We start from the raw sequence: 25,010 nt of genomic DNA on the forward strand, positions 1-25,010 counted from the left end.
TGTAAAAAAAGTTGATGATTTAACAAAAGCAATAGTATTTAAATACATCTCATGTTACTGTTTAACGTTTACAACAGTCATAGCATAACTTTGTCTATCTTCAATTTAAATACATCTCATGTTACTGTTTAACCTTAGCCAAAATTACCACCCCCAAGCAGTCAAAGTATATTTAAATACATCTCATGTTACTGTTTAACGCGTATGCAAGTCTTTTTTCATGCGAATCATGCAAAATTTAAATACATCTCATGTTACTGTTTAACTAAAGTTGAGCATATTTATCCTTATATCTAAAAGTAATTTAAATACATCTCATGTTACTGTTTAACTAAAAATGTAGCTATAGGAATATTTGATGTAGCAAGATTTAAATACATCTCATGTTACTGTTTAACTATAAGGAACTTAAAACCTATACACAAGCAAATTATATTTAAATACATCTCATGTTACTGTTTAACCATTTATAAAGGTACAAGTGAAAATGATATTGTCGTATTTAAATACATCTCATGTTACTGTTTAACACAAAATCAACATCTATATCTGGGTTAGTTGTTTTATTTAAATACATCTCATGTTACTGTTTAACCATATGTCTAGAATAAAGGAATATACTCAAAAAACATTTAAATACATCTCATGTTACTGTTTAACAGGTCTACCTACAATTATAAAAATCTTTTGTAAAGCATTTAAATACATCTCATGTTACTGTTTAACTAATGAAAAGATATGGGATGAATTTAATATTTTAGTATTTAAATACATCTCATGTTACTGTTTAACTTATGAAGTTTTTAAGTATATGACTAAATCTAAAGAATTTAAATACATCTCATGTTACTGTTTAACAAGAGTGTTTCACTTATTTCTAAACACTCTTTTCATATTTAAATACATCTCATGTTACTGTTTAACCACTGTAAAAGCAATATCTCTTAAAAGGATATTGCTTTTAAACACATTGAAAAGACTGATATATAGATTTTTTATCCCAGCTAATCATAAAAAATCTATAAAAGTTATAAAATATTTAAATTTCAATACTTAGAAACTATTCTTCATTGACTAGCTTGGGATAAATTTTAATTACACTATACTATATATCCTATTTCTAATCTAACCTTACTATATATACTCATGTTCTACATTTTCATTAAATTTGCTTCTATCAAATTTACCATCTGTAAAATACTGTTCACCATCATCAATATAAAAAATATCTCCTATATAATCATTAAATGAATTATCAAATTTACGAAGTTTATATGTAAAATAATCTAATTTTTCCATAATGTCAGACATCTTTACTCTTTTTTCAGAATAGTCAATATCATTATTTTTTAATAGAGAAACATAATCTTCCCAAACATCACTTCCTACAACTATATTTCCAGATTCATCTTCTACTTGAGTGTTCAAAAAAATTGTATAATCTCTTAATTTATCTATCAATGTCATCCTTTTATTTACTGATTTAAAATCTAATTTACCTACAATATCATTTGTAAAAACATCTATATTTTCGTCATTATGTTTATTTTTATTTTCTTCTATTCTAGCTATTATTTTGTCGTAGTACTTTTCAAAATCTTTTTCTAAAATAATTTCTCTATTGCTCTCCTCATTCAGGGTTAAATTTTTCTCTTTTCTAATATCTTTCCTATATATCTCTTTTGCATCATCTAAATTAAAAAAATAAACTTTTGAATTTAATTTTTTACAAGACCTATTTATCCTTCCCAAAAATTGTTCGTCTGAATCAATTATAGATATATCTTTAAATCCCAAATCCATATCTATATCCACTCCAGCTTCTACAACTTGTGTAGCAACTAAGATTACAGATCCTATACCTTTAATTTTATTTATTATTTTTTTTCTCTCTAATTTATTATCATCTCCCGTTATTAAATAAATGCTTTCTGACTTATCCTTCAACTTTTCTTTAATATCCTTGTAAAATTCTAATGCTGATGATTTCTTTATAAACTCTATTAGTATCTTATTATATCTTTCTGATTCCTCTACAACCTTTTTTGCTATTTCTTCAATAGAATTAACTTCTGAATTTAACATTTCAAAACTTATATTTACTCTATCTTTAAAAAGTGGATTCTTAAAATACTTATCTCTGTACCTTACTAAATAAGCAAAATTATCATCATTACATCCTAATTTATTTAATCTAGGTAAAGTTGCAGACATTATAATAATTTTTATATTTAATATTTCAGCATACTTTTCTAAGAATAAAATAATCTCTTTCCATATCTCATTTTTATAGCTTTGTATCTCATCTAATATAACTACACTATTTATCATATGTATCAATGGGAAACTTTCTTCTCTTGAAACTCCAAATAAATAATTAAAAAAACCTATGTTAGTAGTAAGTACTATAGGATAGTGTAAAAACTGTCTATTTAGCAAGGATTTTTCATAGTCAATTTTTTGTTTTGTGCTATAGTCTTTAACATCTTTATTATCTTCTTCGTCATCATAGGTCTGTATCGGAGTTATAGAATTTATAACTACAACATCCTTTTCTATATCTTTAACAGAATTAAACAAATCATTTATAAATACACTTTTGGTTTGTTCTACTAATGTATTGAATGGAAATATATAAAATATTTTACTTAATGATTGATTTAATTCTATAAATTTTAATGCTAAATTTATAGATGTAACAGTTTTTCCACTTCCAGTAGGTGCTTCTAAGTAAAATATATTTTTACTTAGATTACATGTCATTGTTTCTTCAACTTCTATACTCATCTCTGTTCTCAATTTATTTATATCATTATCTTCATATGGGCATTTTTCATCGTTATTTAGATATTCTCTGTACCTATTCATATTTTCATATATTTTAGATTTTTTAAATACATCATAATATTTATTATGATTATCAATAGTCCCAAAATCATTTATAGATTTTCCACCATTATATTCTGATGTAGCATAAAAATCACAAGATGTAACAATTGCAAACATTAATTTTGAATATATATATAATTCTATATCTAAACCATCTTTTATAGAACTATCATCCAAATACTTATATGTATCACTAATTATTTTTTTAATAGTTTTTGAAGTTGATTTAATCTCTAAATTATAATTATGTATAAATAAATCTTTAAAATTATCTTCAATATTTACAAATTCATCCTCAAAAGAAGATAAAAATTCCCTAAATGATTTCAAGACTCCATGGTGCTTTGATATTACATATGTATTTATCATTAAAAACAACTTCAATATCTTTTTCTCTTCAACATCAACTTTCTTTAACTTTTCAAAATAATAATCAAAATACAATATAGACGAAATAAAAGAATGTTTAGTATATCTTGTTGAAATACTTTTAAAATTTTTATTGTTCATTTTTACAGATTGAAATGAAACATTAATTTTACCTAAATCATGCATGTAAACCATATTTAACATAAGTTCTCTATAAAAATTCTTACTTAAATAAGAGTTATTTTTAAAAAATTTATCTTCTATTCTTTTTAAACAAGATTCTAAATCTTTTTTGACACATAATTTCATAAAGTATGAGTATACTAAATCTGAATGTTCTTTCAAAGTTTCTGGAGATTTATCCTTATTTATATGTGCATAAATATTTTGATAATTATTTACATTGCTATTTATATCAAATAATTCAACTTTTTCAAAATACATATATCCCTCCTGGATTTATAAATTTAAATAAATATTAAATTCATATCCCTTACTTTATATACATCTTTTTTACTAAGCAATTTAACTGGCATATTAGTAAATATTATGGTTTCTAAAATATATTGATTAGTTATTCTATCTAACTTACAAGGAAGCTTCTCTTGATACTTAAAAGGTTCTTCATAATCATCGTCATCATCATCAAAATCATATTTCTCAAATTCAAAATCTTCCCTTGTAAAAAAACTATCTATTTTATCAACACTTTCTGATTTATAAGCATCACTAATTAGTTCAATTCCACTTATATTTGCTATATGGTCGTTTTTTCCTAAATAAGGTATGTAAACAAATTTATTAGATAAAAATCTATTTTTCAAATCTCTACAAATATCTGTATCTTCTAATTGTATATATATATCCCAACTAGGATTTTCAAGCCATTGCTCTTTTACTATTAGATTTCCCCCTTCTTCTTTTGAAGCATATCCTACAGAATTATTAAATCTCTGAATCTTTTTATCTATATATCCAAATTCATTTTTTGGAACTATCGATATTTTTATATTCTCAAGTTCAGAGTAGAATTCAGGATATTCGTCATCTTTAGTCTGTTGATTATATCCCTTAAGTCCCAAGCAAGCTCCCAAAATTCCCATAAGTGCGACTTTATGTATATTTCCATAAGTAAAACAAACTATACTATTTACATCTGGCTTTTTAAAAAATGCAGTTCTCCCACTTAGGTTAAATTTTAAGACTTCCATCTTATACCTCTTTTCTTGTAAATATATTTATAAACTTTACTTTATCTAATTTTGATGCTATTTTCTCTTTGGAAGGCTTTATTTCTGTTTTATATGGATTATAATATATTTCTATACTATTAATTTCTTCTGCTAAGTCAATCATTAAGTCAATCATATTTAAAGAAATTAAATCATTTTCATTTTCTTTCTTTTTAAATGCTATATATTGAGTTAAATCTGGTAAATATACTTCTTCATTTGTTTCAATAAATATTGCAAATTCATTTTCACATCCGATTTTTGAATTTGTATTAAACGCAGTCGCACTCACTAGAGCAACTTCTTTAAATTTTTTATAATCATTTTCAGTATACCCCTCAGTTACACCCATACTAACAAAAGCTTCATAGGCCTTTGGATTTATTGAAAAAGGATAAAAATAATGCGCTTCATCACTAACTATTTTTTTACCTAAAGTAGTTGAATTAGCATCTTCCTTTTCTTCTTCATTTGTCGATTTTTTCTTATCTTTAGCTTTTGGGTCTCTAAATGGAGAAAGTATTTGTTGCTCTTCGACATTGCTATCTTCATACTTATTAAATCCTTGACCAATTTGTACTGCTCCTGTAATTCCTATATTATTTCCTACTTCTGCAAATGTAGCTCCAAAGTTTTTGACATCAATAGCTTTAAATAAATTTTCTAACACATTTTGTTGATTTTTTTCTACCTTTAAATCTTCTATATCAAACAATTCTTCATATCTCTCTTTTAGTGACTTTGGTCTGACTTTGATTTCTCCTTTCTTAGATTCATCTATTTTTAATGACTTTATATATAATACTTTTTCACCTTCATTTTCCCACATTTTCTTCATAGGAAATTTAAGAGCTTTGTCACTTCCAAAAATTTCTCCTGTTGATATAGTTTTTGGATATCCAGAAAAATCAGCATTCCAATTTGACATTACAGATTTTATTCCTAACACCCCATATACTCTCTTATTCATCTTCTTTCTCCTCTCTTTTTGTATATATTAAATTAGAATATAGGTAACCACCTATTAATAAATCCCCATTAATTTTTTTATCTTCTACTTCATATCCTACAATCATAGCATATAAATTATCAAACCTCTTACTACCATAATCTATGGCATAATTATATTTTTTAAACAACTTCCTTATCTCTAGCATAAGCTTTTCCTTATTTCGTGCATTTAATATAGGATTAATTAGAGAATGGTTTTTATTTTTTGATGACTTATTTTTAGATATAAGATATGAAGCTAATTGTCCAATTGCAAAATAGTATTCTTCATCACTTTGTATACATTGTGTTTGTTTAGAATTTATTTTTTCAAATAAAGATTCACTAATATATTTTATTTTATCTGCCATTTTATATCCTCCATAAAAATAATTTATTATAGCTATTCTTAAGTTATACTGTTCCTTGGCTTTTACATAGTTATTGTTTTTTATAGAATTTTTAATTATCTCCATAGAATAGTTTGAAAAAGTTTGTCTTACTATATTATCCCTACCTTTATAAAACCATGTATATAACCCATCTCTATTTCTAACCAATATATCTCTTAGAATTAAATCATTTAAGTTTATTTCTTTAACTTCTCTGAAATAACTATTACACATAAATGTATTAAAATATATAGTATCAATAGTTTTTTCTAATTTTTTAAGATTATTAATATATCCTACTTCTAAACTTGGATTTAAACCATACTTGTCATATTCTATTGGTATTACAAACTTTACATTTATTTTTTTTATTTTAGTATTTAAATTTACCACAGTATCAAAATCATGTATTTCTAATTCTTTACCCTTTTTTATCCTCAGTATATATCCACTAAACTCATTTGGTATATCAGCTTTTCTATGGATTCCTTTTTCACTACTTATATATACTAATTCTTCTCCACTGGATGCTTTATTCATTAAATAATCAAAGAAAGCTTTCTGTAACAAAACTTCATCTTCATCAATTAGATATGGTGTTGAGTTTTTCTTTCGTGTTTTTAATTCTAAAAATGGCTTTTTTGCATTTAACTGCATATTATTGTTTGGTAATCCATAGGTTTTACCATCAATAGTTACATTAAAATCATTTTTATTATATATATTGGGAATTACATATTTTTGACTTTCTATATTGTATATATCCATCTCTTCATCAAAAAATATTTTTAAATAATTTTTATCTTTTTTTACATCTTCAACTAAAGTAAATATATTATTTTTTATCCACACCTTTACCTTATTTAGATTATTTTCATCTGTTCTACCATATTTTTTTTCCATAGAATCAAATATTTCTTTTTTCTTTTTATCATATTTAAGCCCTGGATTTAGTAACACATCATAATAGTTATTAATAATATCTTCTGTAAGCTTTATGCTGTTATTTTTGTCGGGTCTTAAATTTTCTTTTTTAATAAAAAATGAAAGATAGTTATTACTATGAATTATCTTTTTGTCATCAATAGGTTTATTCATATCTACCAGTTTTGACAAGTAATCCAGTTTTGAAAACTTGCTATATAATTCTTCTGTATTATCTCTATTACCCTTTGAAACTTCCAATTTTTCTATGATAGAAAAATCTTTTACCAATACATATGAGCCCTCAGATAAAACATAATTATCTGTTATAAGACTATTCCCTATAGCCCTATATTCTTTTTCAAAAATCTCTAAGCAATCCTTTAACAAACCTTCACCTCCTATAACCATCTATAGTTTACAAAACCAAATCCACGAGAATTGATTTCTCCAACCCCTACTCCAAGTGCAAAGTTTGAAATTTCTTGAGCCATATCATTTTCTGATACTTTAAAACTTATTTTATCTCCAAGTAAGGATATATTTTTATATTTCATGGAAATAGGTTTTTTGTTTATAAACTTAATCATATTAAATAATTCAAAATTTTCATCTATCTTGCTGTTGGTAAATTCGTTGTATTTTTTTATTAAATTTTCTCTAATTCTTTTCTCCAGATCTTCTACTGTATTACTACCCTTCCAATATCCATCCTCAAACTTTGCTATCACTGGAGTAATAGAATAAATACTTTCAATATGTTTTTTAGGAATTACTTTTTTACTCATTGTAATGACCTTTATTTTATCAGAATATTGATTTTTTAGATTCCTCATAAAATAAGTTCCTAACTCACTATCTACTGTTCTAATAATAAAAGTGTAGATACAATCCTTCTTATAAATTTTATCCTTTTCTAAAGGATATAGCAGATTGAAAGAATAATACTTAAATTCATTTTTATTATGAAACTCTCTATATTTATCTTCCATAATTAATGTATCATCTATTAATTTGCATATTTCTTTGGCTACATTATCTAAATAAATATTTTCAAGAAGGTATACCTTCACTGATAATTCTATACATTTAACCAATTCATAAACACCCCCCATTTTCTGATAATTGATATTAATAAACTAAATATATTAAGACCTTTGTATCTATTTAACAACAATAAATTATAAAAAATAACTTCTATCTAATAATTTCTTTATTAAACAACTTTTTCCTTTAAAATTTTTATTTTTTTGTTCGACAAATCATTTAACTTAAATTTTAAATCAATTTTATTCTATCAACTTTGTTAATTCAGCTTTATACTGTTAAAATATCAAAAACAAAGTATTATACAACTATAAAATGTTAAAATTTAAAACAGCTAGATAATTAAATACTATAGATAAAGTTTATTCTAAAAGTATTTAATCATCTAGCTGTTTAATATGTTTTAAATATATACTCTATAACTTATCAATTTCATCCAGTAACTCATCAACCAATTTATCACCATTAATCATTCTTACAATTTCACCCTTTTTAAATAAAAGACCTTCGCCCTTACCACCAGCAATGCCTATATCGGCTTCTCTAGCTTCTCCAGGTCCGTTTACAGCACACCCCATAATTGCAACAGTAATATCTTTTTCCATACTACCAATTTTATCCTCAACTTCATTTACAACACTAATTAAATCTATATTACATCTGCCACATGTAGGACATGATATAACTTTAATCTTATCATTTAAAAGACCCAAACTTCTTAAAATCTGTTTACCAACAACAACCTCTTCAACAGGGTCACCTGTCAAAGATATTCTGACAGTATCTCCAATCCCTTTAAGAAGAAGTGCTCCCACACCTATAGAAGACTTTATTGTTCCTTTATGAACACTTCCAGATTCAGTAATTCCAATATGAAGAGGATAATCAACTTTCTTTGATATTAATTCATATGCATCAACAGTTTTATAAATATCAGATGATTTTAGAGAAATAACTATATTATAAAAACCTAAATCTTCAAGAATCTTAATATGTCCCATAGCACTTTCAACTAATGCTTCAGCAGTTGCAGAACCATATTTATTTAAAAGTTCTTTTTCTAAAGAACCCCCATTAACACCAATTCTAATTTTTAGATTTTTTTCCTTGCATTTCTCAACAACCATTCTAACTCTTTCTATGTTTCCAATATTACCAGGATTTATTCTAACACCATCTACACCCTGTTCTATAGCTTCAAGTGCTAACTTATAATCAAAATGTATATCAGCAATAACAGGTATATTTACATTAGACTTTATCTTTCCTATATTTTTAGCTGCTTCCATATCAGGAACAGCAACTCTAACTATATCACAATCAGCTTCTTCTAATCTTTTTATTTGAGATATTGTAGCCTCTGCATCTCTTGTATCAGTATTTGTCATAGATTGTATGCTTATAGGATTTTCTCCTCCTATTTTTACACTCCCAACACTAACTTCTCTTGTCTGTCTTCTCTTGTAACTCATATTTCACCTCTATATATTATTTTATATTAAAATTATTCAATATCTTAAAAAATACTACAAACTACATATATATTATAAATTAAAAAGCTATATAGTTAAACAACTAAGAATAAATTTAACCTTTTAAAATTAATTTATTCTCACTTAAAACTACATAGCTTTTTTAAACTTTATATAAAGTTAAATTATTGAAATAACCTTAATATATCTTTATATGTTATAAAAAGCATAAATAACATTAAGGCTCCAAATCCAACTACATTTATCATACCTTCTTTATTTGGGTCAAGTTTTTTACCGCCTCTAACAGCTTCTAATAATAACATAAGTATTCTCCAACCATCAAGGGCTGGTATTGGTAATAAGTTTACTATACCTAGATTTAAACTTATGACAGCTGCCAAATAGACTACATTTATAAGACCTGTTTGGGCTGCATCTGATACCATACCAATAACACCTACTGGTCCTGCAACAGCATTACCAATTCCTCCTGGTACACGTCCTGTAACCATTTGACCTAAGAATGTTAACATCTGTTTTGTCATATCCACAGTAGTTTTACATGCATTTACTATTGAACCAAAGAAATCTTTTTCTCTTTGTGGCTGAATTCCTATTTCATACTTTCCATTGTTATCTTTAGGAATTACATTTACAACTTTATCATTTCCATCCCTAGTTATACTAAGCTTCAATTCTCCACCAGAAGAAGTATTTATAATATTTGCAACTTCATCCCAAGTCTTAACAGAATTACCATTTATTTTATTTATCTTATCTCCTACTTGAAGTCCTACTGCTTGTGCAGGAGTATCTTGCATTATTTTTCCAAGTGTAGTAGTTGGAGAACCTATATACAAAAACACTGGTACTAAAAGTACTGCTGCCAGTATTATATTAAATATTGGTCCTGCTACAATAGTACTAAATCTTTGTAGTATAGATTTATTTCCAAAAGAATTTGGACTTATTTGTTCTTCGTCTTCACCCTCCATACTTACATATCCACCAATTGGAAGAGCTCTTATGGAATACTCTGTATCTTTTTTTACACTATATATCTTAGGTCCCATACCTATAGAAAACTCATTTACCTTAATCCCACTTCTTTTTGCAAATATAAAATGTCCTAATTCATGTATTAATACAATTATACTAAATAGTATTAATGCAGCTATTATAGTCATAAATTCACCTTCCTATTTTTTTATCAGATTTTCAACATAAGCTCTACTCCATCTATCTGTTTCTAAAATTTGTTCTAACGTTGGTTTGCTTATGCTTTTATGAACCTCTAAAGTTTTCTCTATGTAATATGGTATGTCATAGAAACCAATTTTATCCTCTAAAAATTCACTTACCAAAACTTCATTTGCAGAATTTAAAACAGAAGAATAAGTTCCACCCATCTTTAGACATTCATAAGCTAATTTTAAACATGGAAAAGTCTCTAAGTCTGGTTCTTCAAAGGTTAAAGTACTAAATTTTGAAAAATTCATTCTTTCAAAATTACTTTCCATTCTATCTGGATATGTAAGAGCATATTGTATAGGCAACCTCATATCTGGACATCCTAATTGTGCAATTATAGAACTATCTGTATACTGTACCATTGAGTGAATTATGCTTTGTGGATGAACTACTACATCTATATTTTCTTGTTTTACTCCAAATATCCATTTAGCTTCTATTACTTCTAGTCCTTTATTCATAAGAGTTGAAGAGTCAATACTTATTTTTCTTCCCATACTCCAGTTTGGATGCTTTAAAGCTTCATTTTTAGTTATATTTAAAAGTTCTTCTTTTTTCTTTCCTCTAAATGGACCACCAGAAGCTGTAAGTATTATTTTTTCTATATTTTTATTATTCTCTCCATTTAAACACTGAAATATAGCACTATGTTCACTATCAACGGGAAGAATATTTACATTATATTTTTTTGCCTCTGCCATTACAAGCTCTCCAGCAGTTACTAATGTCTCTTTATTCGCTAATGCTATATCTATTCCCTTCTTTATAGCACAAAGTGTTGGGACCAATCCTATCATTCCCACAACAGCAGTTAAAAGTACATCAATTTCATCTAGTGATGAAATTATTTTTAAACCTTCCATTCCTGTTAAAACTTCTATCTCTATATTTTGTGGCAATATTTCTTTTAATTTTAATGCTTTGCTTTCCTCAAAAACTGTTACATATTTAGGTCTAAATTCTACAATTTGTTCAAGTAGTAATTCAATACTGCTATTAGCTGATATTGCAACTACCTCAAACTTGTCTCTATTTTCTCTAACTACATCTAAGGTTTGCTTACCTATAGAGCCTGTAGAACCTAAAATTGATATTTTTTTCATATAATAATCCTTTCTAATAATAAATATACCCTACCAAGACATTATAACACTACTAAAACAATTATTTTTACTATTCACAAAAACTTCATATAATTACTGGAAAAATATATTTAGTTTACATTATAGCATTACTCTTTAATTTTAATTTATTCACATATAGTTACTTTTATTTTTAATCCAATAAAACTCTATCTATTAAATTAAACCTTACCTATTCTTTATATGTTTTTTATAATATTATTAAAATATTTTAGCATCATTAAACATCTTTTTTTATTTCTACAACATCTTCTATTTTACAGTCTAGTGCTAAACATATCTTTTCCATTGTATCCATAGAAACAGACTTATCATTTCCTAATCTACCTAAAACAGAAATACTTATACCTGATATATTTACAAATTCCATCTTTCTTATTTTTCTATCAATTAGCAATTTCCACAATGGAGTGTATGAAATCATTTTATCACCTCTTCTAAAATCTATTTTATCATATTTTATCTATTTTGAAAAATTTTCATCTTTTTCGATAAATAATCACTTATTCAAAATTGGCTAAAACCATGTTCTTTCAATATTGATAAATAAATTCATTTTAATATAACAATAAATAGCACCTATCAAAAATATGTTTTAAAATAATCTGTATCTAATTAAAAAGCTTTACAGAAAATTATATTTATTAACTTTAAGTAATGATAGAAGTAATTTCTTCTGATTACAAATTTGTATAATCATTATCCCAAGTTAACATAACATTCCAAAAAATAAAAAACTTCAATGTTACTTTTTTATATAAATATGTTAAAATAAAACAAAGTAATGGATTAAAAAACTATACTATTAATAGAGGGTTATTAAATGAAGCAGAGTGAAAAAAGAGAAAATGAATTTATAAAAAATAGATGGACTTTAGCTGTCATAGAAAAAGAAAAAAAGGTTACTTGTATTATTCGTTATTTACTAACAATACTTGCTATCATTGCTCTCCTTACTCCTATGAAAATTAAATTTTCCATCTATATATTTATATTACTATTCAGTTGGATGATGTATTTATGGCTATATCCTAAAATGCTACTAGAAATACCTAAAGCAAAAGAATCAAGAAAGTATCATATACCATTTCCTTTAACAGCATGTTCATTATCTATGTTAACTCCACTTTTATCAACAAACACCCTAAATACACCAAATAATGAAAGATTTAGTTTTTCTGCTATTTACATGATAGTGTTATTAATTTTTTATGCCTTAGTATTAATTATCAAAAAAAGACATGAAACAAAACTTAAAGTATTACTGGTTACCTTATCTACATTTATTCTTAGTTTTTCTACAACACCAGCATTAAATTATATAGCAACATTAGATAAACCTGAGTTTGAATTTGTAACAGTTGTTGATAAAGAAATAAATCCTTCTCGCTCTGAAAACGATTACTATCTTAAAATAAATGTAAATAATAAAATAAAAAAATGAAAGTTACTAATAACATGTATGATTCGACAAATAAAAATAACTCAGTTCAACTTTGTAAAAGAAAGAGTATCTTTGGTTATGAATACTGGACATTACACAAATAACATTATTACATTATTAATAAAATCAAATTGAAATCAACTCAATTATTATATGAACATTTTATTCTTATGATTATTAATCTAAATAAAGCCAATAAGAAAAAGCATTAGTTACATTACTAATACTTTTTATCTATTGCTAATTTTAATTACAAATTTTTAATTCTTCTAGCATGTTATGTTCTTATTACACTTTTACAATATTTATATTATTTTTCAGTCACATATTTATTAAAAAATTCTTTTTCTTCTATTGGTCTCGAAAAATAAAATTCTTGTCCCACATCACATTTAATAGTCTTTAAAAAATCTAAGTCTTTCTTAGTTTCAATACCTTAACATACAACATACATATCTATACGATGTGACATTTTAATAATGTACTAAATGATACTTGTAGACTTTTTCTCAATTAAAGGTTTCTTTAAGTAAGCTTTTCTAAAATTGAATTAACTGGCTCTGATATTTCATTAAAAGCACTTTCAGTTACCTCTATTATAATGTATCTATATAACTTACAAATAACTAATCACTTAGTAAAGGTGATTACAAAAGCTTTGTAGTAACATGTGTTTGATTGATTTTATTTTTAGATGGAAAACATACAATATGTATTTTTACCTTCTTCTTTTGCTCTATACAATGCACTATCTGCACGATGATACAACTCGTAAAACTGTTTCCCATCTTCTGGGTATCTAGAAATACCTATACTTACACTTACTTCAAAACATAATTTATCATATGTAAACGTGGTATCTAATCTTTTTAATATATCATGACCTTTTTTTTGTAGGCTTTCTTTATCTCCATTATACTCCATAAATGCTATAAATTCATCACCTCCAACACGGCCAACAATATCTGTTTTCCTAAAATTACTTTTTAGACATTCCGCTAACTCAATTAAGATTTTATCTCCAAATACATGCCCCATAGTATCATTAACATCCTTAAAATTATCTACATCAATCATAAATAATGCATATTTCTTATTTTCATCAACTGATAGCAACATGTGTCTTATCTTTTCCTCAGTAGTACTTTTATTTAGTAATCCTGTCATTAAATCATTTTGAGATTGCTCAATTAACTTATTATACTCTCTCTTTTCTTCATCAATATTTCTTATTTTACCTAGTATCGATATAGTAGCATCTCCAATCTTATCAGGTTCATTAAATACTATAGAACACCATAAATGTACGTTATCTTTAGAACGTATACGTATCTCTATTGCTTCTGGCTTATTACCAATACGTGCATTTTCTAAAGCGTCAAGTAAAATCTGATGGTCTTCTTCATAAATATTTGATAATTGTTCAGAAATTGTTCCTCTTGGTTCTATCTCAAATATACTATAATAGTTATCAGAAAATGTTATTGTACCATCCTTAAAACTATATTCAAATAATATATCTCCCCATTGTTTTAAGGCTGTTTGATAGCGATTAACAAGTCTATTAGATTTTTTATCACTTTTTTCAGAAGTTACATCTGTTGCCTCTGTTACATCCACAATACTTGAATAAAAGTACTTCTTGCCATCTTTATCATTTTCACATAATCTAGAAATCGTTTCTAAAGAAATCAAACGATTATCTTTACATCTAACATGATAATGAAGTGTAACTATATCTCCAGAATTAACTTGGCTTATCATATCTCCAAGTACAACTCTTCTATCTTCTTCTATAATTAAATTGATATACTTTCCATCAAACTTACTTTTAATTTCTTTTTCTGTATAACCTATCAATGATATAAAGCTAGGAGAAATATAATCTAAAGTAAAATTTTCATCAAAATGGATACATTTTACACAAGCAGGAATATTATCTAAAACTCTTCTGTATTTCCAATAGGATTCTTCCATCTCTAAAGACCTTTTCTTAAGCCTATCATTTTCTATTATGACTACAATTAAACTTTTAGAACCCTGCTTACCTTTTACTACATTGCCTGTTCCAAGTATCCATATAGGAGTTCCATCAGATTTTACTACCCTAAATTCAATTGTAACTATATCGCTAATTCCAAGTTGCCTTCTAATTTCATAATTCACATATTCCATATCATCTGGATGCACAAATCCTAATGCTTGATTTTTAAATTTTTCTTCCATCTCTTTAATGGTATAACCTAACATCCTTCTATAGCCTTCATTACATGTAAGAAAAGTAAATTCAGGGTTCATTCCTACTTGAAATATGCCTGCATAAGCATTATCAACCAATTCTTTTATATTCATTGAATGTGTTGGAGTAAAGGCAGAATATACCATACTTTTTTCTTTTTCTATAGAAAGTTCTTTTGATATAACATCTTCCTGATAATTAATGCTCTCAATATTCTTTTCAAAGTAATGCTCATAAAACTTCTCTGCGTTTATAGGCTCATTATAATAAAATCCTTGCAATATTTCTGGTCTCATCTGTTCAATTATTTTTAAAGTTTCTTTATTTTCAATTCCTTCCACATAAACGGACATATTCATACTATGACATAGATTAATAATTTGAGAGACGATTTTTTGGTCTATTACATCATATGTAATACGGTTTAAAAGAGTATGATTAATTTTTAAAGAATCAGCACTTAGTTCACGAAAAATTTCTAAAGATGAATGTTTTGCTCCAAAGCTGTCGAATGTAATCTTAATACCTTGACTTCGAAGAAAATCAAAAGAACTCCTTATTTCTTCTATTTGTTTTATGTTATTATTTTCTGTTAATTCCAATGTAATCAGAGATGGAGATATACCCTCTTGCTTTATAGTGTCTAAAATAAAAAACTTGAAGCTAGGGTCTTCAAGCTGCTGATATGACACATTTATATTCATATTGAAATTTGGCATATATTTTGTCCATACTTTTAATTGCTTTAAAGCTGTTTTAATTACCCATTGACTAACTGTATCCATAAGCCCAGAAGATTCTAAAAAAGGTATAAATTCAGTTGGACCAAGTTTCATTTCAAAATTAGGATTTCTCCAACGAAGCAATACTTCGCATCCATATAGTTTCTTACTATTGTTAAAAATAAGTGGTTGATAATTTAAATAAAATCCTTTAAAATTATTTAATACACTTTCTCTTAGATACTCTATCAACTGTATAGAATACTGCGAAAAAGTCAACTCATCTTTTGAATAGACAATTAGTGTTTTTTTCCCTTGCTTTTTTGCTTTTTCAAATGTAACACGTGCATTTTGGTATAGTGTATCACAATCTATACCATCTTTTGGATAAAAACAAATACTTCCTGATATAGTAAATGAAATAGCATGTCCATTAATCTGTTTTATACATTGTGCGATATCTTGAAACCTATTAAAGAGTTTTGTTAATTCATAACAATCTCCATTTGGATACAAAATTCCAAAACCATTTCCATCTAATCTATATAAACTTATATCTTCAGGTAAAAAAGGTAAAATAGATTTAGAAAACTTTTTTAAAACCCTATCTCCAAATGAATAAGAATATAAGTTATTAATTTGTTCGAAATCATCAATTCCAATAAACATAATACCATATGGCTTTTTCTGTGTTTCTAGACTTGAAAGCATCATTCTCAAATTGTAATTTCCATTTAAATTCGTTAATTTGTCTATAATATTATTAGTTAACATGCCTATTAATCCATCCCCCCTAAATTGCTTTAACTTCTTGAAATAAACTTTTTTCTATTATTTTTTTAATTCCAATCATATTTTCTAGTTATGAAAATTTATATATATATAATAAATTCTTACCTAATTCAAAAGCTATTTTTATACTGGTATACTTTAAATTTACATCATCAACTTGATGATGTTGAAGATGGAGTACCTAATATATTTCAATAAACAATTAAAATATATTATTTATTGAGAATTTAACTATTTGAATTTATTTTATCATATTTTGGAAATATTTTCCTTTTTTTTGATATATTACTTAAATTATACCCATACTTATCAAATAAAATCAATAATATACTTATGACTTATTAATTATACATAAAAATAAAATTTATAATTGAGAATAAATTAGTTATATTCAGATATATAGCTTATAAAAAGATACTATATTTAAAAATGTCGAAATTATTAAATAAAAAAATGAAAATAGCCATGTAACTAAATACTCACAGAATTCTTCTGCTTTTTAAAAGTTACATAGCTATTTTCATTACTAGCAATTATAGACTGCCTTTTTAAAACCAACCAATCTTTATCTAATAAAAAATTTAATAGTATTATATACAAAAGGCGCTACTAATATAACACTATCGAATCTATCTAATATACCCCCATGACCAGGTATTATCTTTCCATAATCCTTTATCCCTACATATCTCTTTATTGAGGATGCAAATAAATCTCCTAATTGAGCTATTATACTTCCTATGCTTCCTATTATAGCCAATTGAAGCAAATCAATACCAAATAAATACCCAAATAAAATACAACAAAGTGTACTTCCTATTATTCCTCCAATAGCTCCTTCTACAGTCTTTTTAGGACTCACTTTAGGGATTAACTTATGTTTGCCAAGTAAATAGCCACTAAAATATGCAAATATATCTGTCATAAAAGATATTACAAATATAAGCCATACATAGATATTCCCTCTTTCAAAGCTATTTATAGTTATAACTATAAAATCTAAAAATACTCCTATATAAAAAACTCCTAAAAATGTAATCGAAACATCTATAACATTGCTTTTGCCCATCAACATATAAATTATACTTGCTAAAAATAAAATGAAAAGCACTGCATAAGTATATTCCAATGGTAAGTTAAAAATATTTTTTACAGCTAAATAAATAGAAAATATATACCCTATAATAAATATTGGATGTATATCTTTTATTTTAAATGCTTTATAAAATTCATGTAATGCAATATAAACTATTGCCATCTCAGCTATATAAAGAGGAATCCCTCCATATACAACAAATAGAAATAATGGAACCAGAGCTAGTGAAGCAATAATTCTTGTAAGCATAAAATAATCTCCTTACTTAAGTCCTCCAAATCTTCTATCTCTTTTTTGATATAAATATATAGCCTTTTGTAATTCTTCTTTGTTGAAATCAGGCCAATGTATATCAGTAAAGTAAAACTCAGAATAAGCAACTTCCCAAAGTAAAAAGTTACTCAATCTTTGTTCCCCACTTGTTCTTATGACCAAGTCTGGATCTGGTATAGACTTTGTGCTTAAATAGTTTTTTATAATATCTTCATCAATATTGTTTATGTCTATTTTACCACTTTCACAATTTTTTACTATATCTATAAGAGCATTTTTTATATCTGCCCTACTTCCATAGTTCAATGCTAAATTTAAGTTAACTCCTGTATTGTCTTTTGTCATTTCCTTAGCTGAATTTAATTCTCTTATACAAGTTTTTGGTAAAGCACTTATCTCTCCTATAGCTGTTACTTTTACATTATTTTGATGCAGTTCAGCTATTTCATTTCTTAAGTATGTAGATAATAAGTTCATAAGTGTATCAACTTCAAGTTTTGGTCTTTTCCAATTTTCTGTTGAAAATGCATATAGTGTCAAGTGCTTAACACCTAAATTTGAACATTCTTTAACTATATCTCTTATAGTTTCTACTCCAGCCTTATGTCCTGCAGTTCTTGGAAGAAATCTGGATTTTGCCCATCTTCCATTCCCATCCATTATAATAGCAATATGAGTAGGTATGTTATTTAAGTCTATGTCATACATGATGTTGTTATTCATATTTTGCCTCCAATATTGTTCTGACTCCTTAAATTAAGGAGTCAGAAAAGTATGTGATTATTAGTTCTACACTATCACCTATCTCAGATATTTTTATAACTCTAGGAACTACAAGTTTATCTTTATCCTTTTTACCTTCAATAGATTTTATGGTATAAGCTACATTTTGTTCATCAAAATACTGTTTTACCTCATCTATATGAAGACCTAAAAGGTTATAATATTTTTTCAATATTATACCTCCATTATATCCTTTTCTTTTTTAGCCAATAATGTATCTATTTCTTTTATAAATTTATCAGTCATTTTTTGAACTTCATCTTGTGCTTTCTTTAATTCATCTTCTGTTATTTCTCCGCCTTTTTCCATTTTCTTAATTTTTTCATTGGCGTCTCTTCTTTCATTTCTTATTCTAACTTTAAATTCTTCTGAAGCTTTACTGGCCTTTTTAGCTAATTCTTTTCTTCTTTCCTCTGTTAAAGCTGGTACAGAAAGTCTTATAACTTCACCATCATTAGATGGATTCAATCCTAAATCTGAGTTAGCTATAGCTTTTTCTATTTCATGCATAGCAGATTTATCCCAAGGAGATATCATTAGTATTCTTGGCTCTGGTACAGATATAGCACCAATTTGATTTATTGGAGTTGGAGTTCCATAATAATCAACTCTTATTTTGTCTAACATTTGTGCATTGGCTCTTCCTGCTCTTATAGTTCCAAATTCGAACTTTAAAGCATCAATTGTCCCATTCATTTTCTCTTCTAACTGCTTATGTATTTCTAGTTTCATAATTTTACTCCTCCTTCATTCTTCATTATTTTACAGTAGTTCCTATATTTTCACCTTTTACTGCTCTTATTATATTCTCCGTTGTAAGCTCAAATACCTTTATTGGAATCTTATTATCCATACATAAAGATGTAGCTGTAGAATCCATAACTTTTAATTCTTTTTGTATAACTTCCATATAGCTTAATTCTGTAAATTTCTTAGCATCTGCATGTACTTTTGGATCCTTGTCATATACTGCATCAACATTTTTAGCTAACAAAATAACTTCTGCTTCCATTTCAGCAGCACGTAAAGCAGCAGTTGTATCTGTTGTAAAGTAAGGGTTTCCAGTTCCTGCACCAAATATAACAACTCTTTCCTTTTCTAAATGTCTAACTGCTCTTCTTCTTATATATGGTTCTGCAATTTGTCTCATATCTATAGCAGTTTGAACTCTTGTAGCAACGTCTATATTTTCTAGTGCATCTTGTAATGCCATTGCATTCATAACTGTAGCTAACATACCTATATAGTCAGCAGTAGTTCTATCCATTCCTTCGCTAGTTCTACCTCTCCAGAAGTTTCCTCCACCTACAACTACAGCCACTTCAACACCTATTTCTTGTATTTTTTTAATAGCAATAGCAATATCATTAACTACATCATTATTTATACCAAAACCTCTTTCTCCCGCTAATGCTTCTCCACTTAATTTTAACAATACCCTTTTGTACATTGGTTTATCCATCAGAAACCTCCTATTTCAATCCTTCATATCCATTTTTTCTATTTTTTAAAAAAGAGAACACCTGCGTGTTCTCTCTTTGGTTATTACTTAAGTTGCTTAGCAACTTCTTCTGCAAAGTTTTCTTCTCTCTTTTGTATACCTTCACCAACTTCGAATCTCACAACTTTAACAACTTTTATATCAGAACCTACTGCTTTAGCAACATCAGCAACTAATTGTTTAACAGTTATATCTGGATTTTTAACGAAAGTTTGCTCTAATAAACAAACCTCTTTTAATTCTTTTTCTAATCTTCCTTTAACCATTTTTTCAACTATATTAGCTGGCTTTCCTTCATTTAATGCTTGTTGAGTTAATACTTCTGTTTCATGTGCTATGTATTCAGCATCTACTTCATCTCTTGAAACGTATTTAGGATTCATAGCAGCAACTTGCATAGCTACATCTTTACCTAATTCTAAAACTTTGGCATCTCTAGCTTCTGTTTCCATTTCAACAAGAACACCTATTTTTCCACCACCGTGGATATATCCAGCAACTTGTCCATTAGTTACAACTTTAGCAAATCTTCTAAAGTCTAATTTTTCACCTATTTTTGCAACTCTATTATTTAAAACTTCTTGTAAAGTTATTCCTTCTCTATGAGTTTCACCTAATAAAGAAGCGATATCTTCTTTATCAGTAGCTAATGCCATACAAGCAGCATCTTTAACGAACACTTTGAAGTCTTCATTTTTAGCAACGAAATCTGTTTCTGAGTTAACTTCTACCATAGAAGCAACTGTATTATCATCGTTCATTTCTATTGCAACTAGACCTTCAGCAGCAACTCTACCAGCTTTTTTAGCAGCTTTTGATAATCCTTTTTCTCTTAATAAATCTACTGCTTTTTCCATATTTCCTTCAGCTTCTTGTAAAGCTTTCTTACAGTCCATCATTCCTGCGCCTGTACTTTCTCTTAACTCTTTTACCATTTGAGCAGTTATATTAGCCATTTTTTAAGTTTCCTCCTACTTATTCTATTCCATATTATAAATGGTAAGGGCGACCCTTACCATTTAATTGTCAAATTATTATTCTTGGTCTTCAGCTACTTCTTCTTCAGCACCTTGTCTACCTTCAATTACAGCTGTTGCCATAGCACCAGTTATTAATTTTACGGCTCTTATTGCATCATCATTTCCTGGTATAGCAAAGTCTAATTGTTCTGGGTCACAGTTTGTATCAACTATACCAACTACTGGTATACCTAATCTGTGAGCTTCTTGAATAGCTATGTTTTCTTTTCTTGGGTCAACTACGAACATTGCACCTGGTAATTCAGGCATGTCTTTTATTCCACCTAAGTACTTTTCTAGTTTTTCTTTTTCAGCTCTTAATTTTATAACTTCTTTTTTAGGAAGAACGTTAAATACGCCTTCTTCTTCCATTTTTTCTAATTCTCTTAATTTATTTATTCTAGTTTTTATAGTTTTGTGGTTTGTTAACATTCCACCTAACCATCTTTCATTAACAAAGTACATTCCACATCTTTCAGCTTCATCTTTTATCGCATCTTGAGCTTGTTTCTTAGTTCCTACGAATAAAATTGGCTTTCCTGTTTCAGCTACTTCTTTAGTGAACTTGTAAGCTTCTTCAACTTTTTTAACTGTTTTTTGTAAGTCGATTATATATATTCCATTTCTTTCTGTGAATATATACTTAGCCATTTTAGGGTTCCATCTTCTTGTTTGGTGACCGAAGTGAACACCTGCTTCTAATAATTGTTTCATTGATATTACTGACATATTTACCTCCTGGTTTTATACCTCCAGCTTGATCTTCTCCCTAAAAAACCATGTAATAGGCACCTTTTAAGGATCCCAATGCTGTGTGTGATTTATTTTATTTTTTCACCTCTAGTAGTATATCATAGAGGTGAAAAAATAACAATATTTTTTCCATATTTTCTATTTTTATATTTTTTTGTATATTTTATACCATTTTTTTGAATTTAATTTGCAAATTTCATTTTTAATTTTATTTTTAGTGGTACATTATCAACACTATTATCACTGACTATATCTACACTTCCAAGTAAATCACCTGAACTAGTGTAATATTTTATAGTACCCATAGTATCACCTTTTTTAACAGGATACTCCATATTTTTAATTTTTACTTCAGATTTTATATTTTCATCATTTTTTAATATTGTATAAAGTTCATTTTTTGCTTTTAAAGTAACCTCTAGTTCTTTCATTCCTTTTATATATTTCTTACCAATAAAGCTATCTTTATCAATTACTTTTTTCATATTAAAATTCTCTTTTCCATATTTTAACATAGCCAAAGAAGAGGATATTCTTTTATCTTTATGATTAGCACCTAATACAACGCCTATTACTCTACGTTTTTTCTCATTTTTATCATTCTTATTAACAATCATAGAAAATGATAAACAATAGCCAGCATTCCCAGTGTACCCTGTTTTTATACCATCAACTTCAGGTATAATTCTCAATAATGCATTTGTATTGCTTTTTTCAAAGCTTCTATCTGAGTTCGTATAGGTTTCCATATCAGTTATAGCTGTTACTTGCTTTTCATAATGGTCAAACATGTATTTTCCAAGAATAGATATATCTCTTGCAGTAGATATATTTTCTTTTGCTGGTTTTTTGGGATTACTTAAATCATATATTGGAAGACCATTTGGATTTAAAAAATGAGTATTAGTCATTCCTATTTCTTTTGCTTTTTTGTTCATCCTATCTACAAATGCCTCTTTAGATTTGCAAATATGTTTTGCTATAGCAATTGCTGCATCATTTCCTGATACAATCATAAGACCTCTCATAAGTTCTATAAGTGGTACTTCTTCACCAACTTTTAGTTTATAGCTTGAACCTTTCACTGAAGCAATAGACTTGTCTATCTTTATTGTGTCAGTTTCTTTTACTTCTTTATTTTCAATAGCCTCTATTGCAAGTAAAAAAGTCATCATCTTACTTAAACTTGCTAAAGGTACCTTCATATCAGGCTCTTTACCATACAAGACTCTACCTGTTTCTTGGTCTATAAGTATAGATGTTTTTGAGTATTTGTCTACGGATTTTTCATCAGCATATGAATAATTTGGTATTATAAATGCTAGAATTAGAGTTAATGTTAAAATTTTTTTTATTCCGTTTTTCAATTTTTTCACCTTCTTGGATTATTAAGTATATTTATATTTAAATTTTCCCTCTTTAGTCCAATTTATATCTAGTAATTAATACCTATCCATATTTACACAGATATTATCTTATCATTCTCTTAATAATCACAGATGCCCAAATTGCTCCTATTGTAACTCCTAAAAATACTTCTATACCTGCTAAAGCTTTACCAATCAAACTTGTAGCAACCATATCTCCGTATCCTACTGTACTAAATGTAGCCATACTAAAATACCATAAATCTATATATGTTTTAAAAATCTCACTTGCTGAATAATTACCTAAGTTATTTATATTTAAAGTTATAAGTGTACTGTTTGAACTTTCTATACCTACGAATAGATATAATAAGGCAAAACTACTTATTATAGCTATAATCACAAATAATATATTCCATGGTTTTTCTCCATAACCTGTAGTATAGTGCGCTATTTGGTCAAAAAACTTTTCAACCAAATAACTGCTGAGAGTTGGATAGTCAGAACGTTTTATCATTTTGCTACTATAAATTCTTTCCTTATAATAGTAAGGACCTATCATCTCATAATCTCCAATTTTTGTAGCTTGATTTCTAGCTATTCTATAATTTATTTTTCCATGCTTGCATTCACTTTTTCCATACTCCACATTTTTAAGTATAAATTTTGTACACATACTAAAAATTATTCCATCCATTCTTGGAAAATTTTCTACTTTATTAACTACTAAATCAGGCCCTTTAAATTTTACTTTTTCAAATATCTTATCATTTATATATACCTTATTGAACTTTGTTTTATTAAAATCACAATTTTCTAAAAATACACAAGCATTAAAAGATACTTGACCCCTGAAATCTGTATAGTTAAAAATAACATTTTTTTTAAAAAGATATTTTCTAAAATTTGCTTCTTTTTTAAATATCGTTTCAGAAAAATTTAATAATTTATAGTCATAAGTTAATATTTCTTCTGCATTAAATTCATTTTCAAATATAAATCCATTAAATTCATTTATTTCTTCTTTATATATATTATCCATCATCAGTTTTATATCTTCACTAGACTTATTCTCTTTGTGAAAAATACAATATCCAGAAGAATCTGCTTCTCTATGACATTTTTTTCTTTCATCTATTTTAGATATCCATTTGCAATTCATAAATATCCTCCAGTACAAAAAAATTATCACTATTTTGTATTAGTTTGGATATTATTTTATTTTATATACTTAAATACATACAAAATATATATTAAATTGTTTATTTTAAAATTTTCAAGTTATTTCTCCTTAGATAAACATTAAAATT

Annotated in this window: 20 protein-coding genes and 1 CRISPR repeat array (1 of these 21 only partly in view); of the genes, 1 reads left to right on the forward strand and 19 read right to left on the reverse strand. The window is 26.8% G+C overall.

What is annotated here, in order from left to right:
- A CRISPR array of direct repeats spans window positions 1–924; the repeat unit is 30 nt; unit sequence ATTTAAATACATCTCATGTTACTGTTTAAC (it extends 1,943 nt beyond the left edge of the window).
- A 210-nt stretch (window positions 925–1,134) separates the two neighbouring features.
- The 9 genes from cas3 to IC758_RS11320 form a co-directional block, all read right to left on the reverse strand.
- A complete protein-coding gene (cas3, locus tag IC758_RS11280; RefSeq protein WP_227860422.1) occupies window positions 1,135–3,702 on the reverse strand; it encodes a CRISPR-associated helicase Cas3' in 2,568 nt (855 codons plus the stop codon).
- A gap of 23 nt (window positions 3,703–3,725) precedes the next feature.
- Window positions 3,726–4,469 carry a type I-B CRISPR-associated protein Cas5b gene (gene cas5b, locus IC758_RS11285; protein ID WP_227824014.1) on the reverse strand — a complete coding sequence of 248 codons (744 nt, stop codon included), beginning with the start codon at window positions 4,467–4,469 and terminating at the stop codon, window positions 3,726–3,728.
- Window position 4,470: 1 nt separating this feature from the next.
- Window positions 4,471–5,460, reverse strand: coding sequence for a type I CRISPR-associated protein Cas7 (locus IC758_RS11290; protein ID WP_227824015.1), 990 nt, complete (start codon window positions 5,458–5,460; stop codon window positions 4,471–4,473).
- Window positions 5,453–7,186 (reverse strand): CRISPR-associated protein Cse4, encoded by a 1,734-nt coding sequence (locus tag IC758_RS11295; protein ID WP_227860423.1) that lies wholly within the window; start codon window positions 7,184–7,186, stop codon window positions 5,453–5,455. Before IC758_RS11295 ends, IC758_RS11290 begins: the two co-directional genes overlap by 8 nt.
- An 11-nt stretch (window positions 7,187–7,197) precedes the next feature.
- Entirely contained in the window at window positions 7,198–7,893 is a 696-nt protein-coding gene (gene cas6 / locus IC758_RS11300) for a CRISPR-associated endoribonuclease Cas6 (protein WP_227835452.1), read from the reverse strand.
- Window positions 7,894–8,259: 366 nt separating this feature from the next.
- Entirely contained in the window at window positions 8,260–9,315 is a 1,056-nt protein-coding gene (gene ispG, locus IC758_RS11305; protein ID WP_227860424.1) for a flavodoxin-dependent (E)-4-hydroxy-3-methylbut-2-enyl-diphosphate synthase, read from the reverse strand.
- A 185-nt stretch (window positions 9,316–9,500) separates the two neighbouring features.
- Window positions 9,501–10,505 (reverse strand): RIP metalloprotease RseP, encoded by a 1,005-nt coding sequence (gene rseP / locus IC758_RS11310; protein ID WP_227434782.1) that lies wholly within the window; start codon window positions 10,503–10,505, stop codon window positions 9,501–9,503.
- Window positions 10,506–10,517: 12 nt separating this feature from the next.
- Entirely contained in the window at window positions 10,518–11,672 is a 1,155-nt protein-coding gene (locus IC758_RS11315) for a 1-deoxy-D-xylulose-5-phosphate reductoisomerase (protein WP_227860425.1), read from the reverse strand.
- Between the two features lie 259 nt (window positions 11,673–11,931).
- On the reverse strand, window positions 11,932–12,135 hold the full coding sequence (locus tag IC758_RS11320; RefSeq protein ID WP_227434784.1) for a helix-turn-helix domain-containing protein: 204 nt from the start codon (window positions 12,133–12,135) through the stop codon (window positions 11,932–11,934).
- Between the two features lie 399 nt (window positions 12,136–12,534).
- Here IC758_RS11320 and IC758_RS11325 point away from each other — a divergent pair, with 399 nt between their 5' ends.
- On the forward strand, window positions 12,535–13,155 hold the full coding sequence (locus IC758_RS11325) for a hypothetical protein (RefSeq protein WP_227850987.1): 621 nt from the start codon (window positions 12,535–12,537) through the stop codon (window positions 13,153–13,155).
- 690 nt (window positions 13,156–13,845) lie between these two features.
- Here IC758_RS11325 and IC758_RS11330 read toward each other — a convergent pair.
- The 10 genes from IC758_RS11330 to IC758_RS11375 form a co-directional block, all read right to left on the reverse strand.
- On the reverse strand, window positions 13,846–16,890 hold the full coding sequence (locus tag IC758_RS11330) for a diguanylate cyclase domain-containing protein (RefSeq protein ID WP_227482549.1): 3,045 nt from the start codon (window positions 16,888–16,890) through the stop codon (window positions 13,846–13,848).
- A 583-nt stretch (window positions 16,891–17,473) separates the two neighbouring features.
- Window positions 17,474–18,253 carry a phosphatidate cytidylyltransferase gene (locus IC758_RS11335; RefSeq protein WP_227434788.1) on the reverse strand — a complete coding sequence of 260 codons (780 nt, stop codon included), beginning with the start codon at window positions 18,251–18,253 and terminating at the stop codon, window positions 17,474–17,476.
- 12 nt (window positions 18,254–18,265) lie between these two features.
- Complete coding sequence (locus tag IC758_RS11340) at window positions 18,266–19,000, reverse strand: isoprenyl transferase (RefSeq protein ID WP_227434789.1); 735 nt, start codon at window positions 18,998–19,000, stop codon at window positions 18,266–18,268.
- A 28-nt stretch (window positions 19,001–19,028) separates the two neighbouring features.
- Entirely contained in the window at window positions 19,029–19,232 is a 204-nt protein-coding gene (locus IC758_RS11345; protein ID WP_227434790.1) for a hypothetical protein, read from the reverse strand.
- A 2-nt stretch (window positions 19,233–19,234) separates the two neighbouring features.
- On the reverse strand, window positions 19,235–19,792 hold the full coding sequence (gene frr / locus IC758_RS11350; protein WP_227434791.1) for a ribosome recycling factor: 558 nt from the start codon (window positions 19,790–19,792) through the stop codon (window positions 19,235–19,237).
- Between the two features lie 25 nt (window positions 19,793–19,817).
- The gene (gene pyrH, locus IC758_RS11355; protein WP_003430597.1) at window positions 19,818–20,522 is read right to left on the reverse strand and encodes a UMP kinase; all 705 of its coding nucleotides are present in this window, start codon (window positions 20,520–20,522) and stop codon (window positions 19,818–19,820) included.
- A gap of 83 nt (window positions 20,523–20,605) precedes the next feature.
- On the reverse strand, window positions 20,606–21,517 hold the full coding sequence (gene tsf / locus IC758_RS11360) for a translation elongation factor Ts (RefSeq protein ID WP_021384993.1): 912 nt from the start codon (window positions 21,515–21,517) through the stop codon (window positions 20,606–20,608).
- Window positions 21,518–21,595: 78 nt separating this feature from the next.
- Window positions 21,596–22,309 carry a 30S ribosomal protein S2 gene (rpsB, locus tag IC758_RS11365; RefSeq protein ID WP_003424537.1) on the reverse strand — a complete coding sequence of 238 codons (714 nt, stop codon included), beginning with the start codon at window positions 22,307–22,309 and terminating at the stop codon, window positions 21,596–21,598.
- A 206-nt stretch (window positions 22,310–22,515) separates the two neighbouring features.
- The gene (locus IC758_RS11370; RefSeq protein WP_227482548.1) at window positions 22,516–23,700 is read right to left on the reverse strand and encodes a D-alanyl-D-alanine carboxypeptidase family protein; all 1,185 of its coding nucleotides are present in this window, start codon (window positions 23,698–23,700) and stop codon (window positions 22,516–22,518) included.
- Window positions 23,701–23,803: 103 nt separating this feature from the next.
- Complete coding sequence (locus tag IC758_RS11375; RefSeq protein ID WP_227434793.1) at window positions 23,804–24,862, reverse strand: potassium channel family protein; 1,059 nt, start codon at window positions 24,860–24,862, stop codon at window positions 23,804–23,806.
- Window positions 24,863–25,010 lie beyond the last annotated feature (148 nt).

This window comes from Clostridioides sp. ES-W-0016-02 (assembly GCF_020641035.1).
In the GTDB taxonomy this organism is placed as follows: Bacteria; Bacillota; Clostridia; order Peptostreptococcales; family Peptostreptococcaceae; genus Clostridioides.

Excerpts from the sequence above, each read along its gene's own strand:
- IC758_RS11330 (WP_227482549.1), bottom strand. The coding sequence starts at position 16,890 with ATGTTAACTAATAATATTATAGACAAATTAACGAATTTAAATGGAAAT.
- IC758_RS11315 (WP_227860425.1), bottom strand. The coding sequence starts at position 11,672 with ATGAAAAAAATATCAATTTTAGGTTCTACAGGCTCTATAGGTAAGCAA.
- rpsB (WP_003424537.1), bottom strand. The coding sequence starts at position 22,309 with ATGTCAGTAATATCAATGAAACAATTATTAGAAGCAGGTGTTCACTTC.
- IC758_RS11335 (WP_227434788.1), bottom strand. The coding sequence starts at position 18,253 with ATGCTTACAAGAATTATTGCTTCACTAGCTCTGGTTCCATTATTTCTA.
- ispG (WP_227860424.1), bottom strand. The coding sequence starts at position 9,315 with ATGAGTTACAAGAGAAGACAGACAAGAGAAGTTAGTGTTGGGAGTGTA.
- IC758_RS11340 (WP_227434789.1), bottom strand. The coding sequence starts at position 19,000 with ATGAATAACAACATCATGTATGACATAGACTTAAATAACATACCTACT.
- cas5b (WP_227824014.1), bottom strand. The coding sequence starts at position 4,469 with ATGGAAGTCTTAAAATTTAACCTAAGTGGGAGAACTGCATTTTTTAAA.
- rseP (WP_227434782.1), bottom strand. The coding sequence starts at position 10,505 with ATGACTATAATAGCTGCATTAATACTATTTAGTATAATTGTATTAATA.
- pyrH (WP_003430597.1), bottom strand. The coding sequence starts at position 20,522 with ATGGATAAACCAATGTACAAAAGGGTATTGTTAAAATTAAGTGGAGAA.
- IC758_RS11320 (WP_227434784.1), bottom strand. The coding sequence starts at position 12,135 with ATGATTTCATACACTCCATTGTGGAAATTGCTAATTGATAGAAAAATA.
- IC758_RS11325 (WP_227850987.1), top strand. The coding sequence starts at position 12,535 with ATGAAGCAGAGTGAAAAAAGAGAAAATGAATTTATAAAAAATAGATGG.
- IC758_RS11290 (WP_227824015.1), bottom strand. The coding sequence starts at position 5,460 with ATGAATAAGAGAGTATATGGGGTGTTAGGAATAAAATCTGTAATGTCA.
- tsf (WP_021384993.1), bottom strand. The coding sequence starts at position 21,517 with ATGGCTAATATAACTGCTCAAATGGTAAAAGAGTTAAGAGAAAGTACA.
- cas3 (WP_227860422.1), bottom strand. The coding sequence starts at position 3,702 with ATGTATTTTGAAAAAGTTGAATTATTTGATATAAATAGCAATGTAAAT.
- IC758_RS11375 (WP_227434793.1), bottom strand. The coding sequence starts at position 24,862 with ATGAATTGCAAATGGATATCTAAAATAGATGAAAGAAAAAAATGTCAT.
- frr (WP_227434791.1), bottom strand. The coding sequence starts at position 19,792 with ATGAAACTAGAAATACATAAGCAGTTAGAAGAGAAAATGAATGGGACA.